25 protein-coding genes and 1 tRNA gene are annotated in these 26015 nt (G+C 41.0%); 10 read left to right on the top strand and 16 right to left on the bottom strand.

All coding sequences use genetic code 11. The annotated features are described in order from the left end of the window. The first annotated feature begins 4 nt into the window (after nt 1-4). The gene (locus ACZ8ZH_RS12950) at nt 5-694 is read left to right on the top strand and encodes a phosphatase PAP2 family protein (RefSeq protein ID WP_119064407.1); all 690 of its coding nucleotides are present in this window, start codon (nt 5-7) and stop codon (nt 692-694) included. Here ACZ8ZH_RS12950 and ACZ8ZH_RS12955 read toward each other — a convergent pair. From ACZ8ZH_RS12955 to ACZ8ZH_RS12975, 5 genes are all read right to left on the bottom strand, one after another. Next, nucleotides 689-2005: an ATP-binding protein gene (locus ACZ8ZH_RS12955; RefSeq protein ID WP_086208551.1), complete on the bottom strand. Its 1317-nt coding sequence runs from the start codon at nt 2003-2005 to the stop codon at nt 689-691. The two genes, ACZ8ZH_RS12950 and ACZ8ZH_RS12955, sit on opposite strands and share 6 nt — an antisense overlap. Then, nucleotides 2006-2686, bottom strand: a complete 681-nt coding sequence (locus ACZ8ZH_RS12960; protein WP_110974329.1) for a response regulator transcription factor — start codon at nt 2684-2686, stop codon at nt 2006-2008. 3 nt (nt 2687-2689) lie between these two features. Beyond that, nucleotides 2690-4348: a phosphoethanolamine transferase gene (locus ACZ8ZH_RS12965; RefSeq protein WP_086208553.1), complete on the bottom strand. Its 1659-nt coding sequence runs from the start codon at nt 4346-4348 to the stop codon at nt 2690-2692. Nucleotides 4349-4756: 408 nt separating this feature from the next. Beyond that, nucleotides 4757-5881, bottom strand: coding sequence for a porin (locus ACZ8ZH_RS12970; RefSeq protein ID WP_119064405.1), 1125 nt, complete (start codon nt 5879-5881; stop codon nt 4757-4759). Between the two features lie 141 nt (nt 5882-6022). Then, nucleotides 6023-7279, bottom strand: coding sequence for an MFS transporter (locus tag ACZ8ZH_RS12975; RefSeq protein ID WP_119064403.1), 1257 nt, complete (start codon nt 7277-7279; stop codon nt 6023-6025). A 136-nt stretch (nt 7280-7415) separates the two neighbouring features. On the opposite strand from ACZ8ZH_RS12975, the gene ACZ8ZH_RS12980 reads away from it, so the two are divergent. From ACZ8ZH_RS12980 to putP, 5 genes are all read left to right on the top strand, one after another. Then, complete coding sequence (locus tag ACZ8ZH_RS12980; RefSeq protein WP_110974333.1) at nt 7416-8045, top strand: 1-acyl-sn-glycerol-3-phosphate acyltransferase; 630 nt, start codon at nt 7416-7418, stop codon at nt 8043-8045. Nucleotides 8046-8110: 65 nt separating this feature from the next. After that, on the top strand, nt 8111-9028 hold the full coding sequence (locus ACZ8ZH_RS12985) for a patatin-like phospholipase family protein (RefSeq protein ID WP_086208557.1): 918 nt from the start codon (nt 8111-8113) through the stop codon (nt 9026-9028). Between the two features lie 97 nt (nt 9029-9125). Further along, a complete protein-coding gene (locus tag ACZ8ZH_RS12990) occupies nt 9126-9599 on the top strand; it encodes an NfeD family protein (protein ID WP_119064401.1) in 474 nt (157 codons plus the stop codon). A gap of 15 nt (nt 9600-9614) precedes the next feature. Further along, nucleotides 9615-10472: an SPFH domain-containing protein gene (locus tag ACZ8ZH_RS12995; protein ID WP_086208559.1), complete on the top strand. Its 858-nt coding sequence runs from the start codon at nt 9615-9617 to the stop codon at nt 10470-10472. A 172-nt stretch (nt 10473-10644) separates the two neighbouring features. Beyond that, on the top strand, nt 10645-12135 hold the full coding sequence (gene putP, locus ACZ8ZH_RS13000) for a sodium/proline symporter PutP (RefSeq protein ID WP_119064399.1): 1491 nt from the start codon (nt 10645-10647) through the stop codon (nt 12133-12135). Nucleotides 12136-12194: 59 nt separating this feature from the next. On the opposite strand, the gene ACZ8ZH_RS13005 is transcribed toward putP, so the two are convergent. Together ACZ8ZH_RS13005 and prpF are read right to left on the bottom strand one after the other, a co-directional pair. Beyond that, nucleotides 12195-13106 (bottom strand): polyprenyl synthetase family protein, encoded by a 912-nt coding sequence (locus ACZ8ZH_RS13005; RefSeq protein ID WP_086208889.1) that lies wholly within the window; start codon nt 13104-13106, stop codon nt 12195-12197. 333 nt (nt 13107-13439) lie between these two features. Beyond that, nucleotides 13440-14630 (bottom strand): 2-methylaconitate cis-trans isomerase PrpF, encoded by a 1191-nt coding sequence (prpF, locus tag ACZ8ZH_RS13010; protein WP_086208561.1) that lies wholly within the window; start codon nt 14628-14630, stop codon nt 13440-13442. Nucleotides 14631-14972: 342 nt separating this feature from the next. Here prpF and ACZ8ZH_RS13015 point away from each other — a divergent pair, with 342 nt between their 5' ends. Together ACZ8ZH_RS13015 and ACZ8ZH_RS13020 are read left to right on the top strand one after the other, a co-directional pair. Continuing rightward, on the top strand, nt 14973-16328 hold the full coding sequence (locus ACZ8ZH_RS13015; protein ID WP_119064397.1) for an amino acid permease: 1356 nt from the start codon (nt 14973-14975) through the stop codon (nt 16326-16328). A gap of 88 nt (nt 16329-16416) precedes the next feature. Then, nucleotides 16417-16492, top strand: a tRNA-Arg gene (locus ACZ8ZH_RS13020). A 118-nt stretch (nt 16493-16610) separates the two neighbouring features. On the opposite strand, the gene ACZ8ZH_RS13025 is transcribed toward ACZ8ZH_RS13020, so the two are convergent. Next, entirely contained in the window at nt 16611-17159 is a 549-nt protein-coding gene (locus tag ACZ8ZH_RS13025) for a helix-turn-helix domain-containing protein (RefSeq protein WP_470247750.1), read from the bottom strand. Beyond that, nucleotides 17128-17625, bottom strand: a complete 498-nt coding sequence (locus ACZ8ZH_RS13030; protein ID WP_470247751.1) for an AraC family transcriptional regulator ligand-binding domain-containing protein — start codon at nt 17623-17625, stop codon at nt 17128-17130. The genes ACZ8ZH_RS13025 and ACZ8ZH_RS13030 overlap by 32 nt, the downstream gene beginning before the upstream one ends. Before the next feature lie 151 nt (nt 17626-17776). On the opposite strand from ACZ8ZH_RS13030, the gene ACZ8ZH_RS13035 reads away from it, so the two are divergent. Next, nucleotides 17777-18460: a hypothetical protein gene (locus ACZ8ZH_RS13035; protein ID WP_119064300.1), complete on the top strand. Its 684-nt coding sequence runs from the start codon at nt 17777-17779 to the stop codon at nt 18458-18460. A 16-nt stretch (nt 18461-18476) separates the two neighbouring features. Next, the gene (locus ACZ8ZH_RS13040) at nt 18477-19274 is read left to right on the top strand and encodes a type 1 glutamine amidotransferase domain-containing protein (protein ID WP_110974936.1); all 798 of its coding nucleotides are present in this window, start codon (nt 18477-18479) and stop codon (nt 19272-19274) included. Between the two features lie 143 nt (nt 19275-19417). Here ACZ8ZH_RS13040 and ACZ8ZH_RS13045 read toward each other — a convergent pair whose 3' ends face one another. The 7 genes from ACZ8ZH_RS13045 to ACZ8ZH_RS13075 all read right to left on the bottom strand — a co-directional run bounded on the left by ACZ8ZH_RS13045 (nt 19418) and on the right by ACZ8ZH_RS13075 (nt 26003). Next, on the bottom strand, nt 19418-20185 hold the full coding sequence (locus ACZ8ZH_RS13045; RefSeq protein WP_119064298.1) for an alpha/beta fold hydrolase: 768 nt from the start codon (nt 20183-20185) through the stop codon (nt 19418-19420). A gap of 492 nt (nt 20186-20677) precedes the next feature. Next, nucleotides 20678-21985 (bottom strand): MSMEG_0569 family flavin-dependent oxidoreductase, encoded by a 1308-nt coding sequence (locus ACZ8ZH_RS13050; protein WP_119064296.1) that lies wholly within the window; start codon nt 21983-21985, stop codon nt 20678-20680. A 14-nt stretch (nt 21986-21999) separates the two neighbouring features. Further along, the gene (locus tag ACZ8ZH_RS13055) at nt 22000-22290 is read right to left on the bottom strand and encodes an MSMEG_0570 family nitrogen starvation response protein (protein WP_086208581.1); all 291 of its coding nucleotides are present in this window, start codon (nt 22288-22290) and stop codon (nt 22000-22002) included. Continuing rightward, nucleotides 22278-23324, bottom strand: coding sequence for a sll0787 family AIR synthase-like protein (locus ACZ8ZH_RS13060; RefSeq protein ID WP_119064294.1), 1047 nt, complete (start codon nt 23322-23324; stop codon nt 22278-22280). Before ACZ8ZH_RS13060 ends, ACZ8ZH_RS13055 begins: the two co-directional genes overlap by 13 nt. Further along, complete coding sequence (locus ACZ8ZH_RS13065; protein ID WP_119064292.1) at nt 23324-23887, bottom strand: MSMEG_0567/Sll0786 family nitrogen starvation N-acetyltransferase; 564 nt, start codon at nt 23885-23887, stop codon at nt 23324-23326. The genes ACZ8ZH_RS13060 and ACZ8ZH_RS13065 overlap by 1 nt, the downstream gene beginning before the upstream one ends. Before the next feature lie 10 nt (nt 23888-23897). Then, nucleotides 23898-24977 carry an MSMEG_0568 family radical SAM protein gene (locus ACZ8ZH_RS13070; RefSeq protein ID WP_119064290.1) on the bottom strand — a complete coding sequence of 360 codons (1080 nt, stop codon included), beginning with the start codon at nt 24975-24977 and terminating at the stop codon, nt 23898-23900. A 33-nt stretch (nt 24978-25010) separates the two neighbouring features. After that, nucleotides 25011-26003, bottom strand: coding sequence for a Nit6803 family nitrilase (locus ACZ8ZH_RS13075; protein WP_119064288.1), 993 nt, complete (start codon nt 26001-26003; stop codon nt 25011-25013). Between the last annotated feature and the right edge of the window lie 12 nt (nt 26004-26015).

Raw genomic sequence — 26015 nt, forward strand, 5'->3', positions numbered from 1 at the left:
TCTTGTGTCAGATCAGCAACGTTTTTTTCTACTTCAGTTTTTTATTTTGACACTTGGTTTTTCCATTTTATGGCTCCTCTTTCCAGTGGCAGGAACATTAGATTTACACCTGATTCAACCCTATATGGATCGGACAGGTCATTTCCCATTAAAACGAGATTGGGCCTTAGCCGAACTCAATCATCGCTATGTCAAAGACATACTCATTGCAGTTTACTTGATTTACTTACTGAAATGGGTTGCATCGTATAAGTGGACTGCCCTAAAACCACAGCGCTGGCAAAGTGGTTATTTCATTGGCTTAGTCCTTATCAGCACCAGTTGCATTGGCATATTAAAATCACAATCTGGTCATGCATGCCCATGGGATATGACACTCGCTACCGCACATGATTTCTTTTGGGACTTTTCAGCAACAGCAGGTCATTGTTTTCCTGGTGGACATGCTGCCACAGGATTTGCTCTATTTGTGGGATATTTTGTCTATCGACTCACTGAGCCAAAACGTGCATGGTTTTATTTGTTTGCTGCCCTGATTTTAGGTTTTGTAATGGGCTGGGCACAAATGATGCGTGGCGCACATTTCCTCAGTCATAATCTTTGGACAGCATGGGTTATCTGGTTAATTAACGTATTGGCTTATGCATTGTTTTATAAAAGTTTTCTTGGGACTCAAATAAGCCCTAAACTATAAATTAAACATCACCTGAACTTGTAAGCCACCCAGAGCTTCACTTTGCCCAAAATTCAATTTTGCCCCGACTTTCTCTGCGGCTTTATCGACAATGGACAACCCTAATCCACTGCCGACCTCTAAATGATGATGAACTCGATAGAACCGTTTTAAAATCTGATCATAAAGCTCGGGGGCAATTCCTGGTCCACTGTCTTCAATTTGGAGAATTGCTCGCTGATCTTGCTTATAAATGGAAACATTAATCACTCCCTGCTCTGGGGTATATTTAATGGCATTATCAAGCAAATTATAAACAATCGAATGCACAGCTGAACTTTGACTCTTAAGCCAAATTTGTTCTTGTTGCTCTAAACCTAAATCAATATTCTTGGCAAGTGCCAACTCCATCAATTGCTCCATACAATCTCCAACCAAATCACTTAAGCACACCTGCTGTACTGACTCTAAAGTAGGGACAGATGCATCCTGTTTTGCCAAATTAAGTAATTGAGAAACCAAATGCTGAATCCGAATTAAACCTAAACTCAGATTTTTTAAAGCCTGATGTTCTGGAAATTCATGCAATAAAATTTTCATTTGCAAATTGAGCGCTGTAATCGGTGTTCTCAATTCATGTGCAGCATCGGCAATAAACTGTTTCTGTTCTTGCTGGAACAATGAAATCCGTTCAAACAAACGGTTCATTTCGTTGATAGTCGGTAAAATTTCAACAGGATAACCAGCTGGACGAATTGCCGTAAGCTCATGTGGTTCACGCTGTGCGAGTTCAGCTTTAAACTCATCTAAAGGCTTTAAACTACGTCCAATAATCCAATTTAACCCCCATAGCGCCAAAGGCATAAACAATAAATAAGGAATCAACATATTCGCTGCAAGTTCTAAAGCCAGTTTTTGCCGCACGCTCCGTTGTTGACTGACCTGAATCTGATATTTTTCTGTAGGTAGAACATAGGTGTTCCACAAACCTTGTGCGGTATGGTGAGTATAAAAACCTGCTTTTTTTACAGGTTGTATTAGGAGGTCAAACTTATGTTCACGCTGTTCTGGAAACTCATACGACCAGACATCTACAAATAAATCCTCTTCATGATAGTGCCGACTTACTTCAAATTCACTTTTGATCGGAGCGGGGTCATGTTCTGCCACACGTTCAGCCAAATTTCGCATTTGTGCATCAAGTATTTCATTGGTCTCTTCAAGGGCAATCCGATAAGCTGCAATCACCAATAAGCAACCCATTACAATACTGAATAAAGAGGTGTAAGTGACCAGTTGTCGCTTTAAGGAAATTGAGGTTGCTTTTGCCACTTATGATTCAACCTGCCCCAAACGATAGCCCAAACCACGAATCGTTCGAATAAAATCTTTGCCCAATTTAGCGCGTAAATGGTGAATATAAACTTCAATGGTATTGCTGTTAATTTCCGAGTCCAAATCGTATAATTTTTCTTCCAAATTTGCTTTGGAAAAAATTTTATTGGGATGGCTAACCAAAGGAATAAGTATCGCCCATTCACGATTCGATAAATCAATCGTTTGCCCTTTGTATTTAGCTAAGTGTAAATCCTCATCAAGCTCTAGCCCTGAAAAACTCAGCGTTTGTCGCTGATTTTGCTGTTTCAAAGCCCCGCTACGACGTAACAGAGCTTGTATACGGGCAAGTAACTCATCAAATTCATAAGGTTTAATTAAATAATCATCAGCACCTTGGTTTAAACCATCAACACGGTTTTGTAACTGATCTCGTGCAGAAATAATCAATACTGGTAAAGTCGGATACAGTAGTCGAATATTTTTTAAGACTTGCATACCATCCATCATCGGGAGACCCAAGTCGAGTAATACCACATCAAATGCATGTTGTTGTAACTGTTTTAAACCATCAAAACCATTATTTACCCACACCACATCAAACTGCTGATAGCGCAAAAGGGTTTGCGTGGACTCAGCAATCATAAAATCATCTTCAATAATCAATATTTTTGACATGAATTAAGCTCTCGCCTTGGTCGAGGTACACTGTTCTAGCATATTATTTTTCGAATCAATCACTTCACTTTTCACCTCAAGTAAACTGAGTAAACTTGGGAATAAATGATCTTGACTCAATTCTTGGCTTTTTTGCTGAGCTAAGCAAGTCATTTGTTGTGGATTTTGCTTTTTCCATGTTTCAGAAAACCACATCAGCATCGGCACATGAGTCTGTTGGCTCGGTGCGATAGCATAAGGTGAACCATGTAAATACAGGCCGTGCTCACCAGTCGACTCACCATGATCGGATAAATACCAAAAACCCGTCTCAAAGTTTTGATTTTGCTTTAATACGCCAATCAGCTGGCTTAATATATGATCTGTATAAACAATTGAATTATCATAACTATTTTTTAGTTGTTCGGAGCTACAGCCTTGAATAGCATTGGTCTCACACATTGGTTTAAATGGTTGAAAACCTACTTGTGAACGTTTGTAATAAGCAGGCCCATGGCTACCCATTTGATGCAATACAATTAAACGTGGGGTTTTATCATCACTCGCGATACTGGCAATATAAGCTTTGAAGCTATCCACCAAAATTCCATCCGCACACTCACCATCTGCCGAACACCACTTTTTCTGTATAGGCTCAGGAATCTTAAACTGCTCCACGCGATCACACACGCCTTTGCAACCTGAATTATTATCAATCCACGTCACTTTATAGCCTGCACGTTGTGCTAAATCTAATAAGCCTTCACGATGTTTAGCCAGTTGTGCATCATAATTTTCACGTGTCATCCCAGAAAACATACAAGGTACTGACACAGCCGTTGCTGTACCACATGAACTTACTTGGCTAAAGTTAATAACGTTGAGTTTTTCAAGTTCAGGATTGGTTTTTTTTGCATACCCATTTAAAGAAAAGCTTTCTGCACGCGCAGTTTCACCGACAACCAAAACCATGAGCTTCGGCAATTTTTTCTGTCCAACTTGTTCCACTAAATGCGCATCTTCACCATACTTCACGAGTGGTAAATGCTGCTGCGGTCTATTCTTTTTATAATACGACAGTGTTGAGCTAATCGCATTTTGCGGTGAAATCATCCCTTTAAGATCGCGATGCTCACGGAAAATAGAAGCATAATCCACAAAGAAAACAAACAGCAGGCTGGCAATCACTGCCACGGAAATGGCACTACCCAATAGCTTATGTAACAAAACGGCCTTAAGCGGATCACGACGAATCTTTACCTTAAAGAGAACGACCAATGGCAAGATCACCATCGTCCCAATCCAGAATAAAAGATGCCAAGACAATAAATCACGTACTTCATTACCATCGGTTTGCATCATGTTTTGAATTTGATCAGGCGTGATTGCAACTCCTAAACTATTGACAAAATAGGCACTCATGCCACCAATCAAGATTAAAATAGCGGCAACAGATTTAGCAATTGGGCGCCACTGTATAATTTGAAACACCAGATTATATAATGCCAATATCACCAATACGGTCGCAGCAATGAATGCATAAGCTTTCAAGCCTTGGTATGGTGTGAGTAACTGAATTTGCTTATAAAACATAAAGTTTAATGCCACAGCTAACCACACAGCCAAATACGCATTAAAGCGTAAAAGCGATATTTCTTTGAAGACAGACTGCAAATTGAACATCTTAAATTATGTCTTTGTGATCGGATGTCCCAATGTAGTTTTCTAAACTTAAAACTCGCTTAAATAGAAAAGAGCGCTGTCGCTTTGTGTCAATTCATAACAGTAAACTAAACTATCGGATGAGATTTTTAAGACCCAACGTATGATTTGATATGTGGAATACCCTTGCACAACCAGAACATGAATAGAAGTATGGCTTTTATGTGCAGAGCAAGTCGAAGGATTTTATGGTGGTGTATATTGAGCCACTAGATATTTTTTGTTTTCGGCTAAACGAGAGAATAAACAAGCTCTGTGCTGAATGTCAGATATTAAGATTTCATCTTTTTGGGCAAAAATTAAGGCGTTTCATAAAACGCCTTAATTAGATCGGCTTTAGTCTGTGTATGCCTGAGCCTGTTCTACAGCTTAAAATTTGTATTCGATCCCAGTGCCGACTACAGGTTGCTTGGTTTCAAAAGATGCTTGTTCAAGTGTCAAAATTCCTGCATAACCATAAGCTTTGACTTGCTTGGTAAAGGCATAATCAGCACCTGCAATAAACTGCTGCGCATCAAAGTCGTCTTTAGCCGTTTTGAAGCTGGTTGAGTTTTGACTGTATTGTGCTTTCACTGTCCAAGCTTTGGCAGTCGGTAAGTTATATTCAGCACCAATTAGCCAACCTTGTGCGTCGTCTATCGTAGCTGCGGCAGCATCATTGCCTTGTACATCCGCCACTTCAGAAGTTTGATATAAAGCTTTCAACGCCAAACCATTATTGAGATTGACTCGACCAATGGCACGTAAGGTATCTGCTGCTGCAAAAGCACTGCCTGCCACCCCGCCTGTCACCTCAGGCGCTGATGCATTCAAAATACCACGTCCTGCAAAGGTTGATGGAATGGCCTTATCATAACCAATCCCGGCAACAAACTTTTTACTGTCATAAACCACTGACGCTGACCATGCATCGCCCAGACCACGTCCTGCAACTTTTGCTCCGCCTTTGGATTTTTCAATACCCCCTGCTTCACCAGTGGCTAACAGTGCAGTAGCTTTCAGTTTTCCTGTGCCGAGTCCCCAAGCTGGCGTTTCATAGACCACAACATTATCTATACGGTTTTCACCAGTGAAAATCCCTGCCACATCAGCTTTGTTGGCCACATAGTTATTAAAGGTATCTACCACTGAAGACAGTTGTTTAACGGGAGTATCAATTTTGCCGACTTTCAATGTCCCTAATTTTTGGTCTTGTAAGCCAACAAGTAAATTACGTGGAACAAAAGTATCTGTGCTACCCCCATTGTCCACATAGAAGGTAAATTCTGCTTGATATAGTGCATTTAAACGATCTGTGAGTTTTTCTTCGCCTTTTAAGCCTAAAAAGGAGTTATTAGAGTTCAATTCAACGACATCACGGTCTTTATTTGGAGAGGCATTATCTTCAGGTAAATAATCGGCCGTGACATCAATTTCACCATAAAAAGTAGGTGCTGCGAATGTTACCCCTGCCACTAGGCTTAAAGCGATTGCGACTGCGATTTGTGTTTTCATTATCAAAATATCCTACGGTAAATTTGTTACAAATATTACCGTTCAGACATATATGACAGAACGATTAAAAAAATATTTAGTTATATTTTTTAATAATTTACCTCACTATTTAGCATTTTTTATGATTTATTTATGAAAGCATTATGAAAAATCTGAATGCGTTGCAATGGCACGCCATTTAAAAATAAACCACAAACTCAACATCGCAATGACCACAATAATACATAGATAATGGAAATAGCCGAGCCAGTCGCCCAATATCCCGCTGATACTATATAATCCACCACTGATGGTGGCCATCAATGCCACTTGAAAGGTAAAATCGGTGCCTGCCATCTGTTTACGACTATATTGCATCACTAGGGTGAGCATGACCACCAACAGCATCGACGAGGTCATATCTTCAAAGGCATTGATCAGATAAATCAGCCACGGCTGAATACTGTGCTGGCTTACATATTGAAAGGCTAACCATGTATAAGCCGCTAGACTGAATATTTTAAGCACCGAATACAGTACTAAAGCCGTGGAACGCCGAATAAATTTCAAACTATAACCCGCAAGTCCTGCACCTATTAAGGCGGCACATGCACCTAGCATGGTCACATATAGACCAATCTGGGAAAAACTTAAGCCTAAATCAACCATTAAAGGCTTCAATAGTGGCCCTGCTAAACCATCCGCTATTTTAAAGCTCAAAAGCACTGCTAACCATGCTGCGAGTACAGGACTCTGGATAAAATAAGCTAAATAGTTTTTGATCTGTTGAAAATTAAAAGATACGGTTTGCGTTTCTGAAACCTTTCTATGCTGTGGCTCTGAGTAAACTAAAATCGGCACTGTATTTATAAAAACAATTGCCGCCAAAATCAAAAAAGTAGATTGCCAACTCAGCCAATCCAGTGCCCACAAGATTGCCCCGCCACCGACAATAAAACCAAGACGCGATCCAATCACCTGAAAGGTATTACCCCAGTGCTGTTGCTCCCCTTTTAAAATATTGACCGCCAACCCATCGGTTGCAATATCTTGCGTTGCCCCGAGCAAATTCATACTGAGTAGGCCCACAAAGAAAGCCCATAAATAAATAGGTTGATTTAATCCATCAATCGGGAGAAAAGACAGCCCAATCAACACCAGTACAGTCAAGAGTTGTAATGGAATAATCCAACTACGATAGTGACCAAAACGGGTGATCCCAAAACGATCTAACAAAGGCGCCCAAAACACTTTAATCGACCACGGTAACATCAGCAGTCCAAAACCTCCAATCTGTGCCAGTGAACCCCCCTGTGCTCTCAAAATCACGGGCAAAGCATGGGTCATAAACCCCACAGGTAAACCTTGTGCCCAATACAGAGAAAATAGCAAAATATATACATTTCGGGTCTGTAACATGGTCGTCCTAAATTCATCAATTGGGCAAAGTGTTCATTTTGGCTCGGTAGGCATTCACTATTTTGCCAATGAATTCAAACCGATCAATGCCTATTATTGAAATCATATTCATCTTGATCGTTTGAGTAAAATAATAATGAGTCCATCTTTTCCAGAACTACCTGATCAAGTGCCTCATCGTAATTCGTCTGCATTCACTCGCACTATGTTTAAGCAGATTTTTTTAGTGCAAGGTTGGCGCTTTGTTGGTGAATTTCCCAACCTGCCTAAAGCGGTAGCAATTATCTCGCCGCATACCTCCAATATTGACGCATGGCACGGTTTCACCGCCTTGCTAGGTTTAGGCATTCAAATTACCATTTTTGGTAAGAATAGTTTGTTTCATACCCCGTTGAAACCATTGCTGGAATGGATTGGGGTGATTCCTGTGAATCGCACCCATGCCCAAGGCTTAACCCAAGACATTATCGCGATTATCAACAGCAAAGAAAAAATTTGGGTCGGTATGGCGCCTGAAGGCACCCGTAAACACGCTGAATCTATTCGTAGCGGTTTTTATCGTATTGCTCACGGTGCACAAGTTCCGATTGTGATGTTCTCTTTTGACTATACACAAAAGACCATTCACTGCTTGGGCGTGTTTCATCCTACTGGGCATTTTGAGCAAGACCTTGAGAAAATTTTAGATTTTTATGTTGGTAAATTTTCAGCCAAGAACCCAAAATGGTTGGCCAAGCCTTTACAAAAACGCTTAAAAAATCGCTAGTAAATCAAGGTCGAATCTGCTGAGATGTGCAGCATTATTTGTTTTGCGTTTTAGTACTTTTGACCATGAATTTTGCTCGTTTATCTCTGATTGGTGCACTCACACTGACTATGGCAGGATGTGATCTTGCATCAAAGAAAACACCAACAACTACTCCCGTTCAAGCCCGTGAACCTGTGATTGCCATTGCCCTCGGCGGTGGCGGTGCCAAAGGCTTTGCACATATTGGTGTACTGAAAGTTTTGGAGTCACATGGCATCAAACCCAAAATTGTCACGGGAACCAGTGCTGGCAGTTTTGTGGGTAGTATCTATGCCAGTGGTAAAACACCTTATCAACTTCAACAAATTGCGCTGACTTTAAAAGAATCGGACATCCGAGACTTAACCCTCAATTCACAAGGTTTTGTGCAAGGACAAAAACTGCAAGACTATGTCAACAAACATGTCGGCAATAAACCGATTCAACAGTTCCCCATCCGCTTCGCTGCAGTCGCTACCCGTCTAGATACAGGACGCAAAGCCGACTTTATTAAAGGCAATGCGGGTCAAGCTGTTCGAGCATCCTGTAGTATTCCGAACGTTTTTGTCCCTGCGGTGATTGGTGGAACCAAATATGTCGATGGTGGCCTTGTTAGCCCAATTCCAGTGAAAACTGCCAAAGATATGGGCGCGGATATTGTAATTGCGGTTGATATTTCAGCCCGTCCCGTTGGAAACAAGCCACTGAATATGTGGGGTTTGCTCGATCAAACCATTAACATCATGGGGCAGCAAAGCATCAATGAAGAGCTAAGCCAAGCAACTGTAGTGATTCAACCCAAAGTTGGCCACCTAGGTACTTTAGACTTAACAGCGAGCAATCAATCTATTTTAGAAGGTGAAAAGGCAGCACAACTCAAAATTAAGTCAATTGAAAAAGCCATAGGTGACTTTAAAAAGTCACCAGCAGCCTTTAAACCTGCACCTAAAGCCAAATTCTAAAAAGTTTGATTTTTAATATTCAAAGACTTATTCATCTGCTAAATTGATATAGATGCTGCTGCATCTATATCCCTATAACGAATATATGAGTAGATGTATGGAATTTGCTTTTGAGCCTTGGCACTGGTTTGTATTGGGCGTTCTGTTAATGTTATCAGAGCTGATTCTGCCTGCTTTTGCCGCATTGTGGTTCGGTATTGCGGCCATTATGGTCGGTATTCTGTACTGGATGTTCCCAATAATGGGCGTTACCACGCAATTTGTAACGTGGATTATTTTGTCGATTTTATGCACTTTACTTTGGTTTAAGTTTATTAAACCACTTTCGACTGACAAAACCAAAGCAGGACTGTCTCGCGAAGCAACCATCGGTCAAATTGGCATGGTCATTCAAGCGAGTCCTGAAAATGAACACATACGCGTTCGCTTTCCCATTCCAGTTCTCGGTTCAGATGAATGGAACTGTCGCACTTTAGATAAAGTCCAAGTCGGTGACCGAGTGCGTGTCATTGAAATACTGGGCAATGATTTAATGGTCAAAGCACATCTCTCAAGCAACGAAAATACTTAAAAGTGAGTTAAGACTATGTCTGGTGGATTTATTATTGTTTTAGCAATTTTGGCTTTTGCCGCTGTCACCATTTTTAAAGGTGTCCGCATTGTACCGCAAGGTTATAAATGGATTGTGCAACGTCTGGGTAAATACCATACTACATTGAGCCCAGGTCTCAACTTTGTGATTCCTTATGTCGATGAGGTGGCTTATAAAGTCACGACCAAAGACATTGTATTAGACATTCCCTCTCAAGAAGTGATTACCCGAGATAATGCGGTTTTGCTCATGAATGCCGTGGCGTATATCAACATCACCACGCCTGTAAATGCAGTCTACGGCATTGAAAACTATACATGGGCCATTCAAAACTTAGTACAAACATCACTACGTTCTATCGTGGGTGAAATGGATCTCGATGATGCACTCTCATCTCGTGACCATATTAAAGCCAAATTGAAAGCGGCTATTTCGGATGATATCTCAGACTGGGGCATTACCCTAAAAACCGTTGAAATCCAAGATATTCAACCTTCTTCAACCATGCAAGCTGCAATGGAAGCACAAGCTGCCGCAGAGCGTCAACGTCGTGCAACCGTGACCAAAGCAGACGGTGAAAAACAAGCCGCGATTTTAGAGGCAGACGGTCGTTTAGAAGCATCACGTCGTGACGCAGAAGCACAAGTCGTCTTAGCAGAGTCTTCTCAGCGTGCCATTGAAATGGTCACTTCGGCTGTGGGCGACAAGGAAATTCCTGTTGCTTACTTATTGGGTGAACAATATGTCAAAGCGATGCAAGACATGTCTAAATCAAACAATGCCAAAACAGTGGTTTTACCAGCCGATATTTTAAGTACCATCCGTGGTGTTATGGGACGTAAAGATATTTAACTGACTCCTGCGTTTAGCCAAAAAGGACAGCTTTCGAGCTGTCCTTTTTGTTCTACCTGCGAAAACAATAAAAGCCTGCTAAATTACGCATCATTTTTAATATTGTAAAATTCTTCCAGCTTTTTTGAGCATTTGAATTTTAATCTCTCTGCCATCTTAATATGGACATCGTATGAGCTCCCTCAATCCCACCCTCATTACTTTTCTTTTTTATATTGTCGCCATGGTCATTATTGGTCTGGTTGCCTACCGTGCGACCACCAATTTCTCTGACTATATTTTAGGCGGCCGTCGCTTAGGAAGCTTTGTCACCGCATTATCTGCGGGAGCATCCGACATGAGTGGTTGGTTACTCATGGGACTACCAGGCGCAATTTATCTCTCTGGTTTATCTGAAGTTTGGATTGCAATTGGCTTGATCATCGGAGCTTGGCTAAACTGGTTATTGGTCGCAGGACGCCTGCGTGTACATACCGAAGTGCAGTTCAATGCGCTCACCTTACCAGACTATTTTTCCAATCGCTTTGATGACCAAAAGAAAGTCTTGCGCATTGTCTCAGCCTTGGTCATTTTGATTTTCTTTGCAATTTACTGTGCCTCAGGCATGGTGGCAGGTGCACGCTTATTTGAAAGTATGTTTGCCATTCCCTACAGCACTGCACTTTGGATCAGTGCAATTGCAACTATTAGTTATGTCTTTATTGGTGGGTTCTTAGCAGTCAGCTGGACTGATACCATCCAAGCAGGTTTAATGATTTTTGCCCTATTGCTCACGCCTATTGTAGTTCTTCTGAGTTTCTCCGACTTAAACCATATGACTACAGTCCTTGAAGCAGCACGCCCACAAGCTTTTGATGTACTTGGTAATTTAAACCTTGTTGCCATCATTTCTCTATTGGCTTGGGGCTTAGGCTATTTTGGTCAACCTCATATTTTAGTGCGCTTCATGGCTGCCGATTCTGTTAAATCTATTCCCAATGCACGTCGTATCGGTATGACTTGGATGACACTCTGCTTAGGCGGTGCCGTAACAGCGGGCTTTTTTGGGATTGCCTATTTTGTAGAGCACCCTGAGCTAGCTGCTGTGGTTAATGCCAACCCTGAAACCGTGTTTATGGAGCTTACTAAAATTCTTTTCAATCCGTGGATTGCTGGAATTGTTTTAGCTGCAATTTTAGCGGCGGTTATGAGCACTTTAAGCTGCCAACTTTTAGTATGCTCAAGTACCTTGACCGAAGATTTTTATAAATCGTTCTTACGTAAAAATGCCTCACAAACCGAACTGGTTTGGATCGGTCGTTTAATGGTGCTACTGATCGCCCTGCTTGCAATTTGGATGGCAGGTAATCCTGAATCTAAAGTTTTAGGCCTGGTAGCTTATGCATGGGCAGGTTTTGGCGCTGCATTTGGTCCACTCATCATTCTGTCTTTGTTCTGGAAACGCATGACTTTAAACGGTGCACTCTCGGGTATGATTGTCGGTGCGGTTGTGGTCATTCTTTGGAAAAACCTTTTTGCAGCTACAGGCCTTTACGAGATTATTCCCGGCTTTATCTGTTCACTCATCACGATCGTTGTTATCAGTCTTTTGGGTAAAGCACCAACGCAAGACATTACAGATCGTTTTGAAGAAGCAGATCGTGTATATAAAGCATCTCAATAAACCGCTACACATAAAAAAGAGGACATCAGCTGTCCTCTTGTGGGTTTAAAAGTTTGAACTCAACTTTGACGCGCCAATAAAAATTGGGAAATTTGATTCAATTCGGAAGCCGCATCACTTGAGAAATAAGCTAACGCTGCAAAAGCTTGATCATGTAGCGTTTTCGCATAGTTCTGCGCAGCTTCAAGCCCCATCAAAGCTGGATAGGTCGACTTTTCAACTTGCTCATCTTTGCCCGCAGTTTTACCCAGTACATCTGTATTTGACGTAATATCTAAAATGTCATCTTGTACTTGAAAAGCGAGGCCTATCGCCTGTGCATATTCACGTAACTTTGGAATCGCTTGATCACCACCCTCAAAGACGGTGACCGCAGCCATCATCACTGCTGCTGAAATCAATGCACCCGTTTTATTACGGTGAATGGTTTCTAGTGCAGTTTGATCAACCCGCTTACCTTCTGCTTGTAAATCGAGGACTTGACCACACACCATTTTAGAACTGGCTGTTGCTAAAATTTGCATCTGCTTTAATACAATACCTTGATCCACCATAGGACCCGCATCAAATAGTCGGCTAGCTAGAATTTCAAAAGCCATAGACTGTAAAATGTCACCTGCCAGTAAAGCGGTATCCTCACCATAAGCCACATGACAAGTCGGCTGACCACGACGTAATAGGTCATTGTCCATACATGGCAAATCATCGTGTGCCAAGGAATAACAGTGAATCAACTCTACTGCCACAGCAGCACGGCGTACAGCAGCCCAATTGGAGTTTGGGTTCAAATGGGCCGTAGCATAGCACAGTGCGGGGCGCACACGCTTTCCGCCTAACATTACAGCATGATGCACGGCACTTTTTAACGGTTCAGGAATTGAAAAAGCATCCAGTGCAGTCAATAAATCATCGTGAATACGTTGTTGAGCCTGTTGGAGCGCATTTGCTGATACGTCGGTTAGTACTGACACATTCGCCTCGAATAACAATAGAATAAAATGATTTAAAGCTCAGTTTACACTGAGTTAAACATGAACATGATCTGTTGGCATCATACTGCTTTCTGCCCGCTTTCTCTACGCCGAAACCTCAAACAATATGCGCTAATCTATTAAATTTCGCATACTGATCAATATGAAGCCCTTTTTGGCTGTTTTAAACAGCGACTGCGCTAAAAAATGGCTCTGAGAAATTAGATCCAAAACTCCCCACCCCAATTCATTGTTTTAGCCTTTCGCACTTTAAAATTAGGAGAAATATAAAAAGCCTCTAAACATAGAGGCTTTTACATAGCTTACATAGGATTAATCTATGCTTTCAGCAGGAATTCTGACCCAACCTTCCATCAGCACACGGGCACTACGACTCATGACCGCTTTTTTCACGACCCATTGACCATTTTCTTGTATCGCTTGCGCCCCTACACGCAATGTCCCTGACGGATGCCCAAATCGTACTGCCTCGCGCTCACCGCCACCTGCAGCCAAATTAACCAAGGTTCCTGGTATCGCTGCTGCGGTGCCAATAGCAACAGCTGCTGTACCCATCATGGCATGATGGAGTTTACCCATAGACAGTGCACGAACCAATAAATCTGTGTCCTGTGCTGTGATGGTTTTACCACTTGAAGATACATATTGTTTTGGTTGAGAAACAAAGGCAATTTTAGGCGTGTGTTGACGGCTGGCAGCTTCAGAAATATCTTGAATCAGCCCCATCTGTTTTGCACCATAAGCTCGAATAGTTTCAAAGCGTGCTAAAGCTTTGGCATCGCCATTAATTGCGTCTTGTAATTCAGTACCTGTATAACCAATGTCTTCTGCATTTAAAAAAATCGTGGGAATACCCGCATTGATAAACGTGGCTTGGAAACGACCAATCTCAGGTACCTCTAAAGTATCGACCAAATTCCCTGTTGGGAACATTGCACCACCATCTTCACCATCATCGGCAGGATCTAAAAATTCAATTTGCACTTCCGCAGCAGGAAATGTCACACCATCAAGTTCAAAATCACCTGTTTCTTGAACTTGTCCATTTGTGACAGGTACATGGGCAATAATAGTTTTTTGAATATTGACCTGCCAAATGCGGACTGTGCAGATGCCATTTTCTGGAATACGCGCAGCATCGACCAAACCATTTGAGATTGCAAATGAGCCCACTGCTGCCGTTAAGTTGCCACAGTTTCCGCTCCAGTCGACAAAAGGCTGATCAATTGAAACCTGACCAAACAAATAATCAACATCATGTTCTGCTTGCTGGCTTTTGGCTAGAATCACCGTTTTACTGGTGCTTGATGTTGCACCTCCCATGCCATCAATCTGCTTTGCATAAGGATCCGGACTACCAATCACACGAAGTAAAAGCTGATCTCGAACGCGACCTGCTTGTTGCGCAGCTTCAGGAAGATCATCAAGTTTAAAGAATACGCCCTTACTGGTTCCTCCACGCATATAGGTTGCTGGAATCTTGATTTGCGGTGCAAAACTCATTTTTATTGAATCCTTCATATTTATCATTGTGTTAAGTCAAACAACCTGATTTAACTCAGCTTCATCATACCTTTTTTCCAGATCCATGCGTAAAATACAGGACTTAAGTCTAAACAAGTATAAAAAAACATCATTTGTGAACGGAGAGTTTCCTAAAATAATCCACAATCCGACAATTTAAATAAAATTAATATATTGATTCGTATCTTTTTTATTTACTATTTTTCACACATTATTTTTCATATGAATAATAACTTTTTTTCATGCATTTTGAGCTACTATGCGATTTCTTCTCGATCTATTACAATCGGAAACACTTATCCATTGTCGGGCTGAAATAACTTGAATAAAGAGTCGTCTCAACTTCAGCGTGGCTTAAAGAACCGTCATATTCAATTGATTGCCATGGGTGGTGCAATTGGTACTGGCTTATTTTTAGGTTCCGCACAGGTCATCCAATCTGCTGGTCCATCCATTATTCTGGGCTATGCTATTGGTGGCTTGATTGCATTTTTAATTATGCGTCAACTTGGGGAAATGATTGTACATGAGCCAGTCGCTGGTTCATTCAGTCATTTTGCAAACAAATACTGGGGCAAATTTCCGGGCTTTTTGGCAGGTTGGAACTATTGGATTTTATATATCCTTGTTGCCATGACCGAACTCACAGCAGTTGCCAAATATATTAATTACTGGTGGCCCCATATTCCTGCTTGGTCATCTGTACTGTTCTTCTTTATTGTCATTACCTTAATTAACTTAGGCAATGTTAAATTCTATGGTGAATCTGAGTTCTGGTTAGCCATCATTAAAGTTGCAGCTGTTATCTCCATGATTGTTTTCGGTTTATATTTATTATTTACCGCAGATGCAGGTTCTACCGCTTCATTTAGCAACCTATGGAGTCATGGCGGATTCTTCCCGAATGGCTTTGATGGCTTGTTCTATATGTTAGCCTTCCTCATGTTCGCTTTTGGTGGTATTGAGCTGATTGGTATGGCTGCGGCTGAAGCAAAAGATCCGGAAAAGACGATCCCTAAAGCCATTAATCAGGTTGTGTTCCGTATCCTGATTTTCTATGTAGGTTCATTGACTATTCTGTTGTCTTTAGTGCCTTGGAATCAACTAGATTTGGGCGGTTTAGATAAAAGTCCATTTGTGATGATCTTTAGTCAATTAGGCATAGGTTGGGCAGCTCATTTACTGAACTTCATTATTTTAACTGCTGCACTGTCTGTGTATAACAGTGGTATGTATGCCAATAGCCGTATGTTGTTTGGTTTGGCTGAACAAGGCAATGCACCTAAAGTTTTCCTAAAAGTGAATAAACAAGGCGTGCCTATTCCTGCGGTGTTGTTCTCTGCTGTCCTGATTTTTGGTTGCGTGTTGTTGAACTATTTTGTTCCAGAAGATGCTTTAGGTCACTTAATGTATGTCGTCGTCGGTGCTTTGGTTCTCAACTGGGCCATGATTAGCTTGACGCACTTAAAGTTCATGCAAGCAATGAAGCAAAAAGGCTTAAAGACCGGCTTCCCTGCACTTTGGGCACCTGTAAGTAACTATGTTGTATTGGCATTTATTTTGACTGTGCTCTACATCATGTGGACTCAAGGTTTCAAAGAATCTGTCTATATGATTCCGATCTGGATTATCGCCATGTTGGTACTGTTTAAGTCTTTAAACAAAAATAAAGCTTAAAATCTATACTTGAGCCACTTTAAAATAGTTATTGTTTCGGCAATAACTATTTTTTTTGAATAAAATCAGCTACATTAACCCCACCTTTGCGCCCTTAGCTTAACTGGATAGAGCAGTTGCCTCCTAAGCGACCGACGTGGGTTCGAGTCCCGCAGGGCGCACCATTTGATGGTTTATTTTGATCTACAACATTCCAAATCAATATTAAAAATATATAAAATTCAGTTTGTTAGTCGAAGTTCAGTTATCTTCTTTCAAATTAAATTTTATCCAAGATTCAGATTAATTAATTTTACGAACTTCACTTGGTGTTTGCCCAGACCATTTTCTAAAGGCCCTGCAAAAGTTAGCATCATCCTCATAACCCATTTTACTAGCGATTTCATCAATGCTTAATTGTGTATTTTGCAATAGGCGAGTCGCATCTTTTAGTTTTACTTGCTTGAGTAATTCAGAATATTTACTCCCTTCGTCAGCTAAATTTCTTCTTAAAGTTCGCGCTGACATAGATAAATATGCAGCCATTTCATCTAATGAAAGATATCCATTTTTATCCAAACCTATAATATTTTTAATTTTTTTTGTTAATATAGAATATTGATCTTCAAAGTTTAACTGTGCATCACATTGTGCTATTGCAATAGTAAAAGCTGATGAGCTCCTGAGAGGGAGTTTATCTGACAAATATTGAATGGGGATTTGTATACTGTTGATTGGATAGTTATATTTAACGTTACCAACCTCTTTATAAACGTCTATAGCATGGGGTGGTTCAGCAAAAGTTAAGGTTATTTTTAGTTCATGTTTGGCATTTGGTAGTATAGCAACCAATCGTACGCCAAAAGGAAAATATTGCAGATTCAATCATCCACTGTTGTAAATACCCTTCTGTCGGCATTTCAGTTTCAATAATAATGAGATGTTCTTTATCGTTTTCTTGATGAGTGGTTTGTATACCTTTTCCAATCAATTCCCAATATTGAGTACAAAATACAATCGCTTCTTGAAATGTGTTACAGCTTAATATTGCTTGCCCAAAATAACCAAATGCGGTTGGTGTAATACGACATCCTGCTTGGAAACCAATAGATAAGTCATGGTTAGTCACCTGCCATAATGCATGCATCATTTGCAACATCTGCTCAAACAATATCCCATGTTCTCTTAAAATATTAACGTTGGAGCTCATACCCAAAGAACTTAATAAGTGATTGATATCTACACCTTGTTCTTTAGCTATCATTAAGTATTCTACAGGAAAAACCCCTGAAATCTTTAACCTATGCTCCCCTTTCATTTTCAATTCCTTTAAAACAACATGGCCACAAATGACAATAATATAGGGTTAGTTTGCCACTACAGCTAAAATTTTGCGAGTAGTAAGATGCCTTTCAAGCGGAGTAGAAAATCTACTCACATATGACCAAAAACCTCTCGTTGGAGCATATATGAAAGCATTATTCACTAAATTAAGCTTTGTTATTCTAGCCCTCATTGGTACAGCAAAAGTACAAGCTGGATTAACAGTCCCAGTTGGTTTTACAGCATCAGATTCAATTCATACTTTTCCAGAAGCGTTAAGGCATGATTTTTGGGATAAATTTGGGATAAAAGCACAAGCGAAAGGTACAGCAATAGCATTAGATCAACCAAGTATCGGTGGAAATTCAAGTGAGTTTAATTACCCTGTGACAAGTATAGTGATTGGTTCCAAAATGAAAGTTGTACTTGGACGAGCAAAAGGTACAACCATGGTCTACTCACGCCATCAAGATGATGGAACAGAAAAGAGTCTAACACTCTCTAATTTTTCTATAGATTATGCACATAAACAAGTATTAGCAGATGCAACTTATGGGGAAAATATCAAACAACTACAGTTGCCTATTTTTAATTTTAGCATTGAAACATCTTTAAACTTTGATTATCACTTTCCATTAGGATTCAGTAGTTATGAAAAGCTCTCTCAACTTTATCTTACACCTGAAGCAAAAGTTGCTTATCAAAAGGGATTAGCCTTACCAGACTCAGCCCTACACTTATTAGATATGGATTTTGGTACGCTCACTCAAAAATCATCTTCAAAAATTCGTTTCACAAACCCCAAAGCTTTGGAAACTGTAAAAAATTAAATCAAGGTGAATAAATATGTCTATCTTTTTGAGAATATGTATATTCCTAGGAGCATTCTTGAGCTTTAATCCAGCATTTTCTGCCGAACAATCAAACAACGCTAAAGCCTCTATTGTTCCTACAAAAATTTTAGTGATTCTGACCAATCATGCTCAGTATCCACATCGAGCCGACTCCACTGGATTATGGCTTACGGAACTCACGCATTTTATAGATATTATTGACACTGCTGGTTTTGAATTAGATTTTGTCAGTCCTAAAGGTGGGAAAGTCCCATTAGATGAGCGTAGCCTTGGATGGTTATATATGGATCGCGCTGCCAAAGCCTATTTAAATGATCCAGAGTTCATATACCTTCTCAATCACACACGCCAACCCGAAGATATTAACCCATTAGAATATAAGGCTATTTATTTTACAGGTGGGCATGGAACAATGTGGGACTTTCGCAATAACGTGACACTCAAAAATATTGCAGAAGAAATTTATAATCACGGCGGTATAATTTCATCTGTATGCCATGGAGCAGCAGGACTACTAAACTTACAAGATTTGAATGGAAAGGCACTAATTGCTGATCGTCATGTTACAGGATTTTCTAACACTGAGGAAAAATTATCAGGGATTGAGGAGCAAGTGCCTTTTTTCTTACAAAATGAACTGATTTCTCAAGGTGCAAACTATAAAAAGGCGTTGTTACCATTTCAATCTTTTGTTGTTGTAGATAATCGTTTTATAACAGGGCAAAATCCCAATTCAAGTAAAGCAGTTGCTAGGGAATTGATCAAACTCATTCAACGTAATAATCAATGATTAAAAACTAATCCAAACCTATAAATAATAAAGTAAAATTCTCTATCTTTAGTGTTTGGCCCCACATCTGTACAAGAATCACCCATACACAGATGTAGGACCGCCTCACTTATAATCTAGTAATCTAGGGCAATTTAACGCTACTATTTCGATACCGCATTCACAGCTTCAAGAATCACTTTAGCGACTGCTTTGGGTTGAGAAATCTGTGGCGTATGCCCTGCTTGCAGCGTTGTAACATGTGCTGAGATTTTCTTTGCCATTGCCACCTGTGCAGCAGGTTGAAGCATATAGTCTTGCTGACTCACGACATACCATGAAGGTTTCGTCTTCCATGCCGCGACAGTCACCTTTTCTTCAAAATTATGACTGTTGGTTGGCGTTTGTGTAGCGAACATTAAGCGCGTTTGTTTTGCAGCAACATCTGGCGCAAGATGCTTTTGAACCCCTTCTAAGCTTAATGTTACAAATCCATCTTTATCTGCGACAAGATGACTAAAACCAGATGGCGTCGGATAATCTTTCGAAACATCAACCACAGATTGTCCTTCAGATGGAGCAAATGCAGCAACATAAACCAATGCTTTTACTTTGTCCTGTTGACCAACTTGAGTCATAGGAACACCACCCCAAGAATGTCCAACCAGAACCACAGGACCTTTCTGCATATCTAAAACACGTTGTGTCGCCTTCACATCATCAGATAATGAACTCAATGGATTTTGTACAGCAACAACATTGACACCTTTATCTTGTAATAAAGGAATCACTTTACTCCATGCAGAACCATCAGAAAATGCACCATGAACCAGTACCACCGTTGGTTTTTGAGTTTCCGCAGCAAATGTAGAACTGATTGTAGCCACACCCAAAATCGTGGTCGCAATCGCAGCTTTTATCATTGATTTCATCTCATTTCCTTCAAAGTAGGTTGGCGATTAGCCCGTTATATTTGATAGGAACACTTTATATTTAAAATAAATTAGCTTCAATTGTCAAAAAAAATCAACACTACATACAAAATATTTCTAATTTAAGGAATTATGACCCATTGCTGAAATCGCGAATTTAAAAAGTAAAAACGTCAGTCAACAATTTTATTCACCGCTTGATCTCAAATAAATAAAATGAAAGCGGAAATTTTGGCAACGCTTTATCGTTGCCAAAATAGATCACATGCTATTAATGCTGATCAGTTAAGAGTAATTTAATAGTTATTCATCTAAGAATCTCCCCTAACTCCTCTTTAAAAAGAGGGGAACTATTGAGAATTCAAAATAATTTTAGATTCCTTGCGCAGCTATGCTGCTCATCCCTCCTTTTCCAAAGGATGAGGAGTGTACTCCGCAAGGGAGGATTTAAAAATGCTTAACTGACTGGTATTAATCACATACCATGCTTTTTTAGACTTCAACAGCATCAGCAATTACTGGGCTAAATCTTGAATTTGGCGTGTCGAGCTGCTGTTTAATATGCGCAGCAACAAACTCAGCATCTTTAGCAATGTCTAAAAAGCGACCTGAGCCCCAAGTATGTAACCAAGGCAAACCAATAAATGTGACATCAGGATCAAGCGTAATTCCACGGTCATGTTTTGGATAGCCATTTGTTTCAAATAAATCTAAATCAATCCATGAATAGTCAGGTCGAAACCCAATACACCAAATGATGGAAGTAATATTTTCCGCAACCAAATCAATTTCCGTAATTTCAGCTTGAGCTGTCCACACAGGCTCATAAACTGAAGCTGGTTCATCTGTCTCAATACCATTTTCAGCAAGATAAGCATCAATCCCTGCATTAATACGGTTATAGGTTGCATCTGCCATGTCCAAGTTTTGCATCAAATCTGGACGAAACACCAATTGTCCATCTTTGTAGTCTTCAAAACGCCCTAATAATTGCATCCCTTCTAATGCAAATTGACGTAGATCAATATCACGACCTCCATCACGTCCAGTCACATAGTGATTAGTACTGTTTCGAACTTCCTCACTATAACGATGGTCTTTGACTGTAGTCTCGTAGTAGCCCATTTCAAAAAGCCACTTCACCACATCCTTACCTCGATAGAAACGTGCACAACGTGGCGCATCCCCTGTAGATAAATACACTTTTTTACCTGCAAGATGTAGGTCTTCCGCAATTTGCGCACCTGACTGTCCCGATCCAACCACCAACACATTGCCCGCAGGTAATTGCTCAGCATTAAAGTATTGTTCAGAGTGAATCACTGTGACATTTTCAGGCAATGCAGATGAAAGCTTTGGATAAATTGGCGTGTGATAGCCTCCTGCGGCAACCACTAACTGCTTCGTAGTTGTCGTCCCCCGATCTGTTTCAATCACAAAAGACTGGTCTGCAACTTTTTCAACATGCTGAACTGCAACACCCAAAATTGCAGGAGGATTGAGCTTTTCAATAAACTGATCCAAATATTCAACAATCTCATTTTTTTTCATAAATCCATCAGGCTGATGGCCCATATACGGATGATCTGGTAACAAACACTGCCAATTTGGCGTCACCAAGGTAAAATTATCCCAGCGTTTACGTCGCCACGCATGGGTTAACTCGGGTTCTTTTTCTAAGATTACATGTTCAATATTGGCTTTTTTTAAATAGTGGCTGACACAAAGTCCTGCCTGCCCACCACCAATAATCACCACTGGATATTCAGATTTAAGTTTTGCTTGTTCAACTAGCATCATGGTCATCACCTGTCTTATTCGTTTGTCATGTCAATAATTTCGATTTGATCTTGGGCTTGGATGCTCAAAATATTAATGTGCCGTTTAATGCTAGCGAGATTGTCCATCGCAGCACTACAAGCAAAACCGTAACGCAGTCGGACTCGTTCAGAAGCCTGTTCAAGACCGTTTTCCACTTGCGTCACAAAGTCCGTTAAGCTGTACACCTGCCCAACCCGTAAATAGTCGTAAATAATGCTAGAGGGTGAGTAATATTGATTGACCTCGCCATTTGGCCATTTCACGGTAAAATTTACACTCGGCATAATGTTGACTCCTGTTGCTGTGCATGTCGGGAAAGATGGGAAAACGGAGCTTGCGCGAGGACTTTTTGATAATTCAGCCCAGTAAAAGCCTGTTGTTGAAAATCCCAAAAAGTCTGTTGTTCAGTCTGCTGCTGAACCTGTACCTTGCCAGAATTTGTGACTTCACCAATCACCGCACAATCAACATCTTGTGAAGCAAATAATTCAATGATGTCCTCACATTCTTCGCTATCTGCCGTCAGTAAAAAACCATAACTTGGGAAAATTTGAAGCCATTTCAGCCAATCGGTATGTTGTGGCTTCGGAATCTTGTCTAGCCAAAGATTCGCTCCTGATCCTGTCGCCTCAAGTAGCATTAACAAACTGCCCAAGATTCCTGCATTACTAATGTCACGCGCTGCATACGCGAGATGCTGTTCTGCAATTTCGGGCAATACATTCAACTGAGTTCTTAAAACCGCAGCAGGAACATGTTCAAAACATTTCCAATAGGTGGTTTGCTCATGGAATTTGCCCTGCATATTCAGTGCAATTAAGATTTGCTGCCCTGCTTGAACATGAAAGACCGAGAGCAAATGATTGGCTAAACCCTGTATCGCAACAGAGAGCGTAGGTTGAAAATCTGCGTGAATATTGGTGTGTCCACCCACAAGCTTTACGTCATAAGCATCACAAGCTGCCTGCATGCCAGCGAATAACTGTTGACCACTTTGTGTATCGGTATGCCAATAACTATTCACCACCGTTAAAGCTCGCCCCCCCATTGCAGCAATATCGCTCACATTCGCCATCACCGCAGACCATCCTGCAAAATAAGGGTGATTAGCCACAAAACTCGGTAGCATTCCTTCACAAGCATGTAATAAATATTGTTCACCGAATGGCATCGCAGCAGCATCATCCGCAGGCAATGCATATAAATCTTGTAGAGTTTGAATGTTCAGATTCAACTGCGATTTAATCGCATGAATGTCTTGCTTAGACTGCATTGCCGACGTGATTTGCAGTTGTGGGAGTAGCTCTGAAAGTCTCATCAGCAGACCTCCTTATAGCTATAAGCTTGCATCACCACATGTTGTAATGGGTAATTTTCGACTTGTGCCTGCATGAGCACATGCGGAAGATTTGCAACATTCAGCTCATGTACAGTGTCCCAACACAACTTTTGAAAATAGCGTTCGTTCTGTTGCTGAACCGTTGCAAGGAATGTGGTACAGCCTAAATTTTTGGCAGTGGATACGGCTGCATTAATCAACGCTTTACCAATTGCATGTTGATGACGGTATACAGGATCAACACACAAACGCCCGCCCCACCATGTCTGTTCAGCTTCAGGGAAAATACGAACAGCACCAATGACACGATCATGTTCCCCAAATATTTGTCCAATCGCCACAATCGCTAGAGCTTTGAAATCATGTTCATCACGATCTTCTTTTAAAATTTTCTGCTCATCACGAAACGTTGCTTCGCGTAATTGATAATATTGGCGACGCTCCCAATCTTCTGCAACAACTTTGATAATGATGTCATCCGTGACAAATTGTTTGAGTTCTTCATTGAGCTCAATCAACCATGCGTAACTCGATAATTTCATCATCAACTCCTTATTCATAAGCTCTGAGGGAAGAACAAGCTCCACATTTTGCACAACCTGCCTGTGTGTCCTGTGAATTCAAACCATACTGCCGAAGCTGTGTGCCAATTTGGGGATAAAGCATTTGCATAAATGCTGAATCAGGTTTGGGGTGATGCTCTAGAGCCGTTCCCTGTATCGGCACAAAAGGAACTACAAACGGATAAACACCTATTTTTGCGAGACGTTCCGTCATGTTGATAATTTCTTGTTCGGTATCGCCTAAACCAGCCAAGATATAAGTACTGACTTGCCCTCGTCCAAAGACCTTCACTGCTGCTTCAAAAGCAGAAAAATAGAACGCAAGGGATACTTCGGCCTTACCCGGCATAATTTGCTTGCGTACCCGATCACTCACGGCTTCTAAATGCATCCCGATGGACACAGCTCCAGCATCTTTTAATTTTTGAAACCAAGCGAAATCATCAGGTGGTTCACACTGCACTTGAATCGGTAAATCGACTTGTGCCTTAATCGCAACAACTGAGTCGTATAAAATGGCTGCACCGCGATCAGGCGTATTCGGTGTTCCTGTGGTCAGCACCATCTGAGTCACCCCATCCAGTTCTACGGCTGCCTTCGCCACTTCAGCCAATTGATCTGGACGCTTACGTATAATGGCGCGCCCATCTTTTAAAGACTGATCAATCGAACAAAACTGACATGCCGTTGCTTTATCATTCATGCGAATACAATGCTGCAACACCGTTGTTGCTAGAACATCATGGCTATGCAGCGTGGCAATCTGTTCATACGGAATGCCCTCTGCTGTGCTTAAATCATAAAATCGTGGTCGTGTTGGCGAAGTGAGCGTTGCAACAGGTATGCGGTTTTTAAACACAATCACCTCACCTGTTGCAGTATCTTTTTTACCCGTATAAGGAGAATCCTGTGAAGCAAGGTTTAACACTGGAATCATGAGTGTCTGACCACCCAAGATCATGGCTTTATGATCGCTTGGACCTGCACCACCTTTGCGAGAAAGCCCAACCTCACCTTCCCATTTCAACCCGTTACATTGCAAATCACTGAGTAATTCAATCGCAGACATGATCTTCTCCTGTTATTTTTTTAAACGGGGTGTCTATGCGTGTACTTCGGCAAATTCAGACACTTTTTCGATGCTGTTATTCGATGGATTCTCTAGTTTTAACTCATGCAAAACTGAGGTAGGACGACGATCAATCAACAAACTGAGTAATTCTGGACGACTATAATGCCCAACAGAATCCATCATCCGTTTACGTTTTTCGATTAAGGAAAAGTCTAAATCGGCAATCACATAGCCTTCGCCTTGTGTGATCGGTTCAGACAAAAATTTGCCTTCTGGAGAAACGATGGCCGTAAAACATCCCCCCGAAATTGGACCGAGTTCACAACCAGTGTCTTGCATAATTTGTTGTTGTTGCTCTGGGTAAAGCCATGCTGTGGCATTCACCACAAAACAACCCGACTCCAAAGCATGGTGCTGAATGGTGGCACTGATCTGATCTGCAAAAATCTGCCCCACGAGTGATCCCGGAAACATCGCCGCATGAATTTGCTCACCATCCGCCATCAAAGCAAACCGAGCCAAAGGGTTGTAATGCTCCCAACATGCCAGCGACCCAATACGTCCTACAGCAGAATCTATCACACGTAAACCACTGCCATCGCCTTGTCCCCACACCATACGTTCATGATACGTTGGAGTAATTTTACGGCGATGCTGGATAATCGAACCATCCGCATCAAACAACAATTGAGCGTTATAAATCGTGCCACCTGCACGCTCATTAATACCAACAGAAACCACCATGTTTGCTTCTTTGCATGCCTGTCCAATTAAAGTTGTTGCTGCCGATGGCACGACAACCGATTCATGCAATAGCTTTAAATGTTCTTTACCCATAGCAAACGGTGGTTGCACAAAAGAAAAATAAGGGTAATAAGGCACAACGGTTTCAGGAAATACGGCAAATTGCACACCTTGCTGCCCCAACTCCAAAATCGTGTCACAGATTTTCTTGACTGTACCCGCTTGGCTATAGAGCACAGGGCTACATTGAACTGCCGCCGCTTTAATGATTTGATTCATGACTTATTCCCC

Source organism: Acinetobacter sp. SW-226 (genome assembly GCF_055632855.1).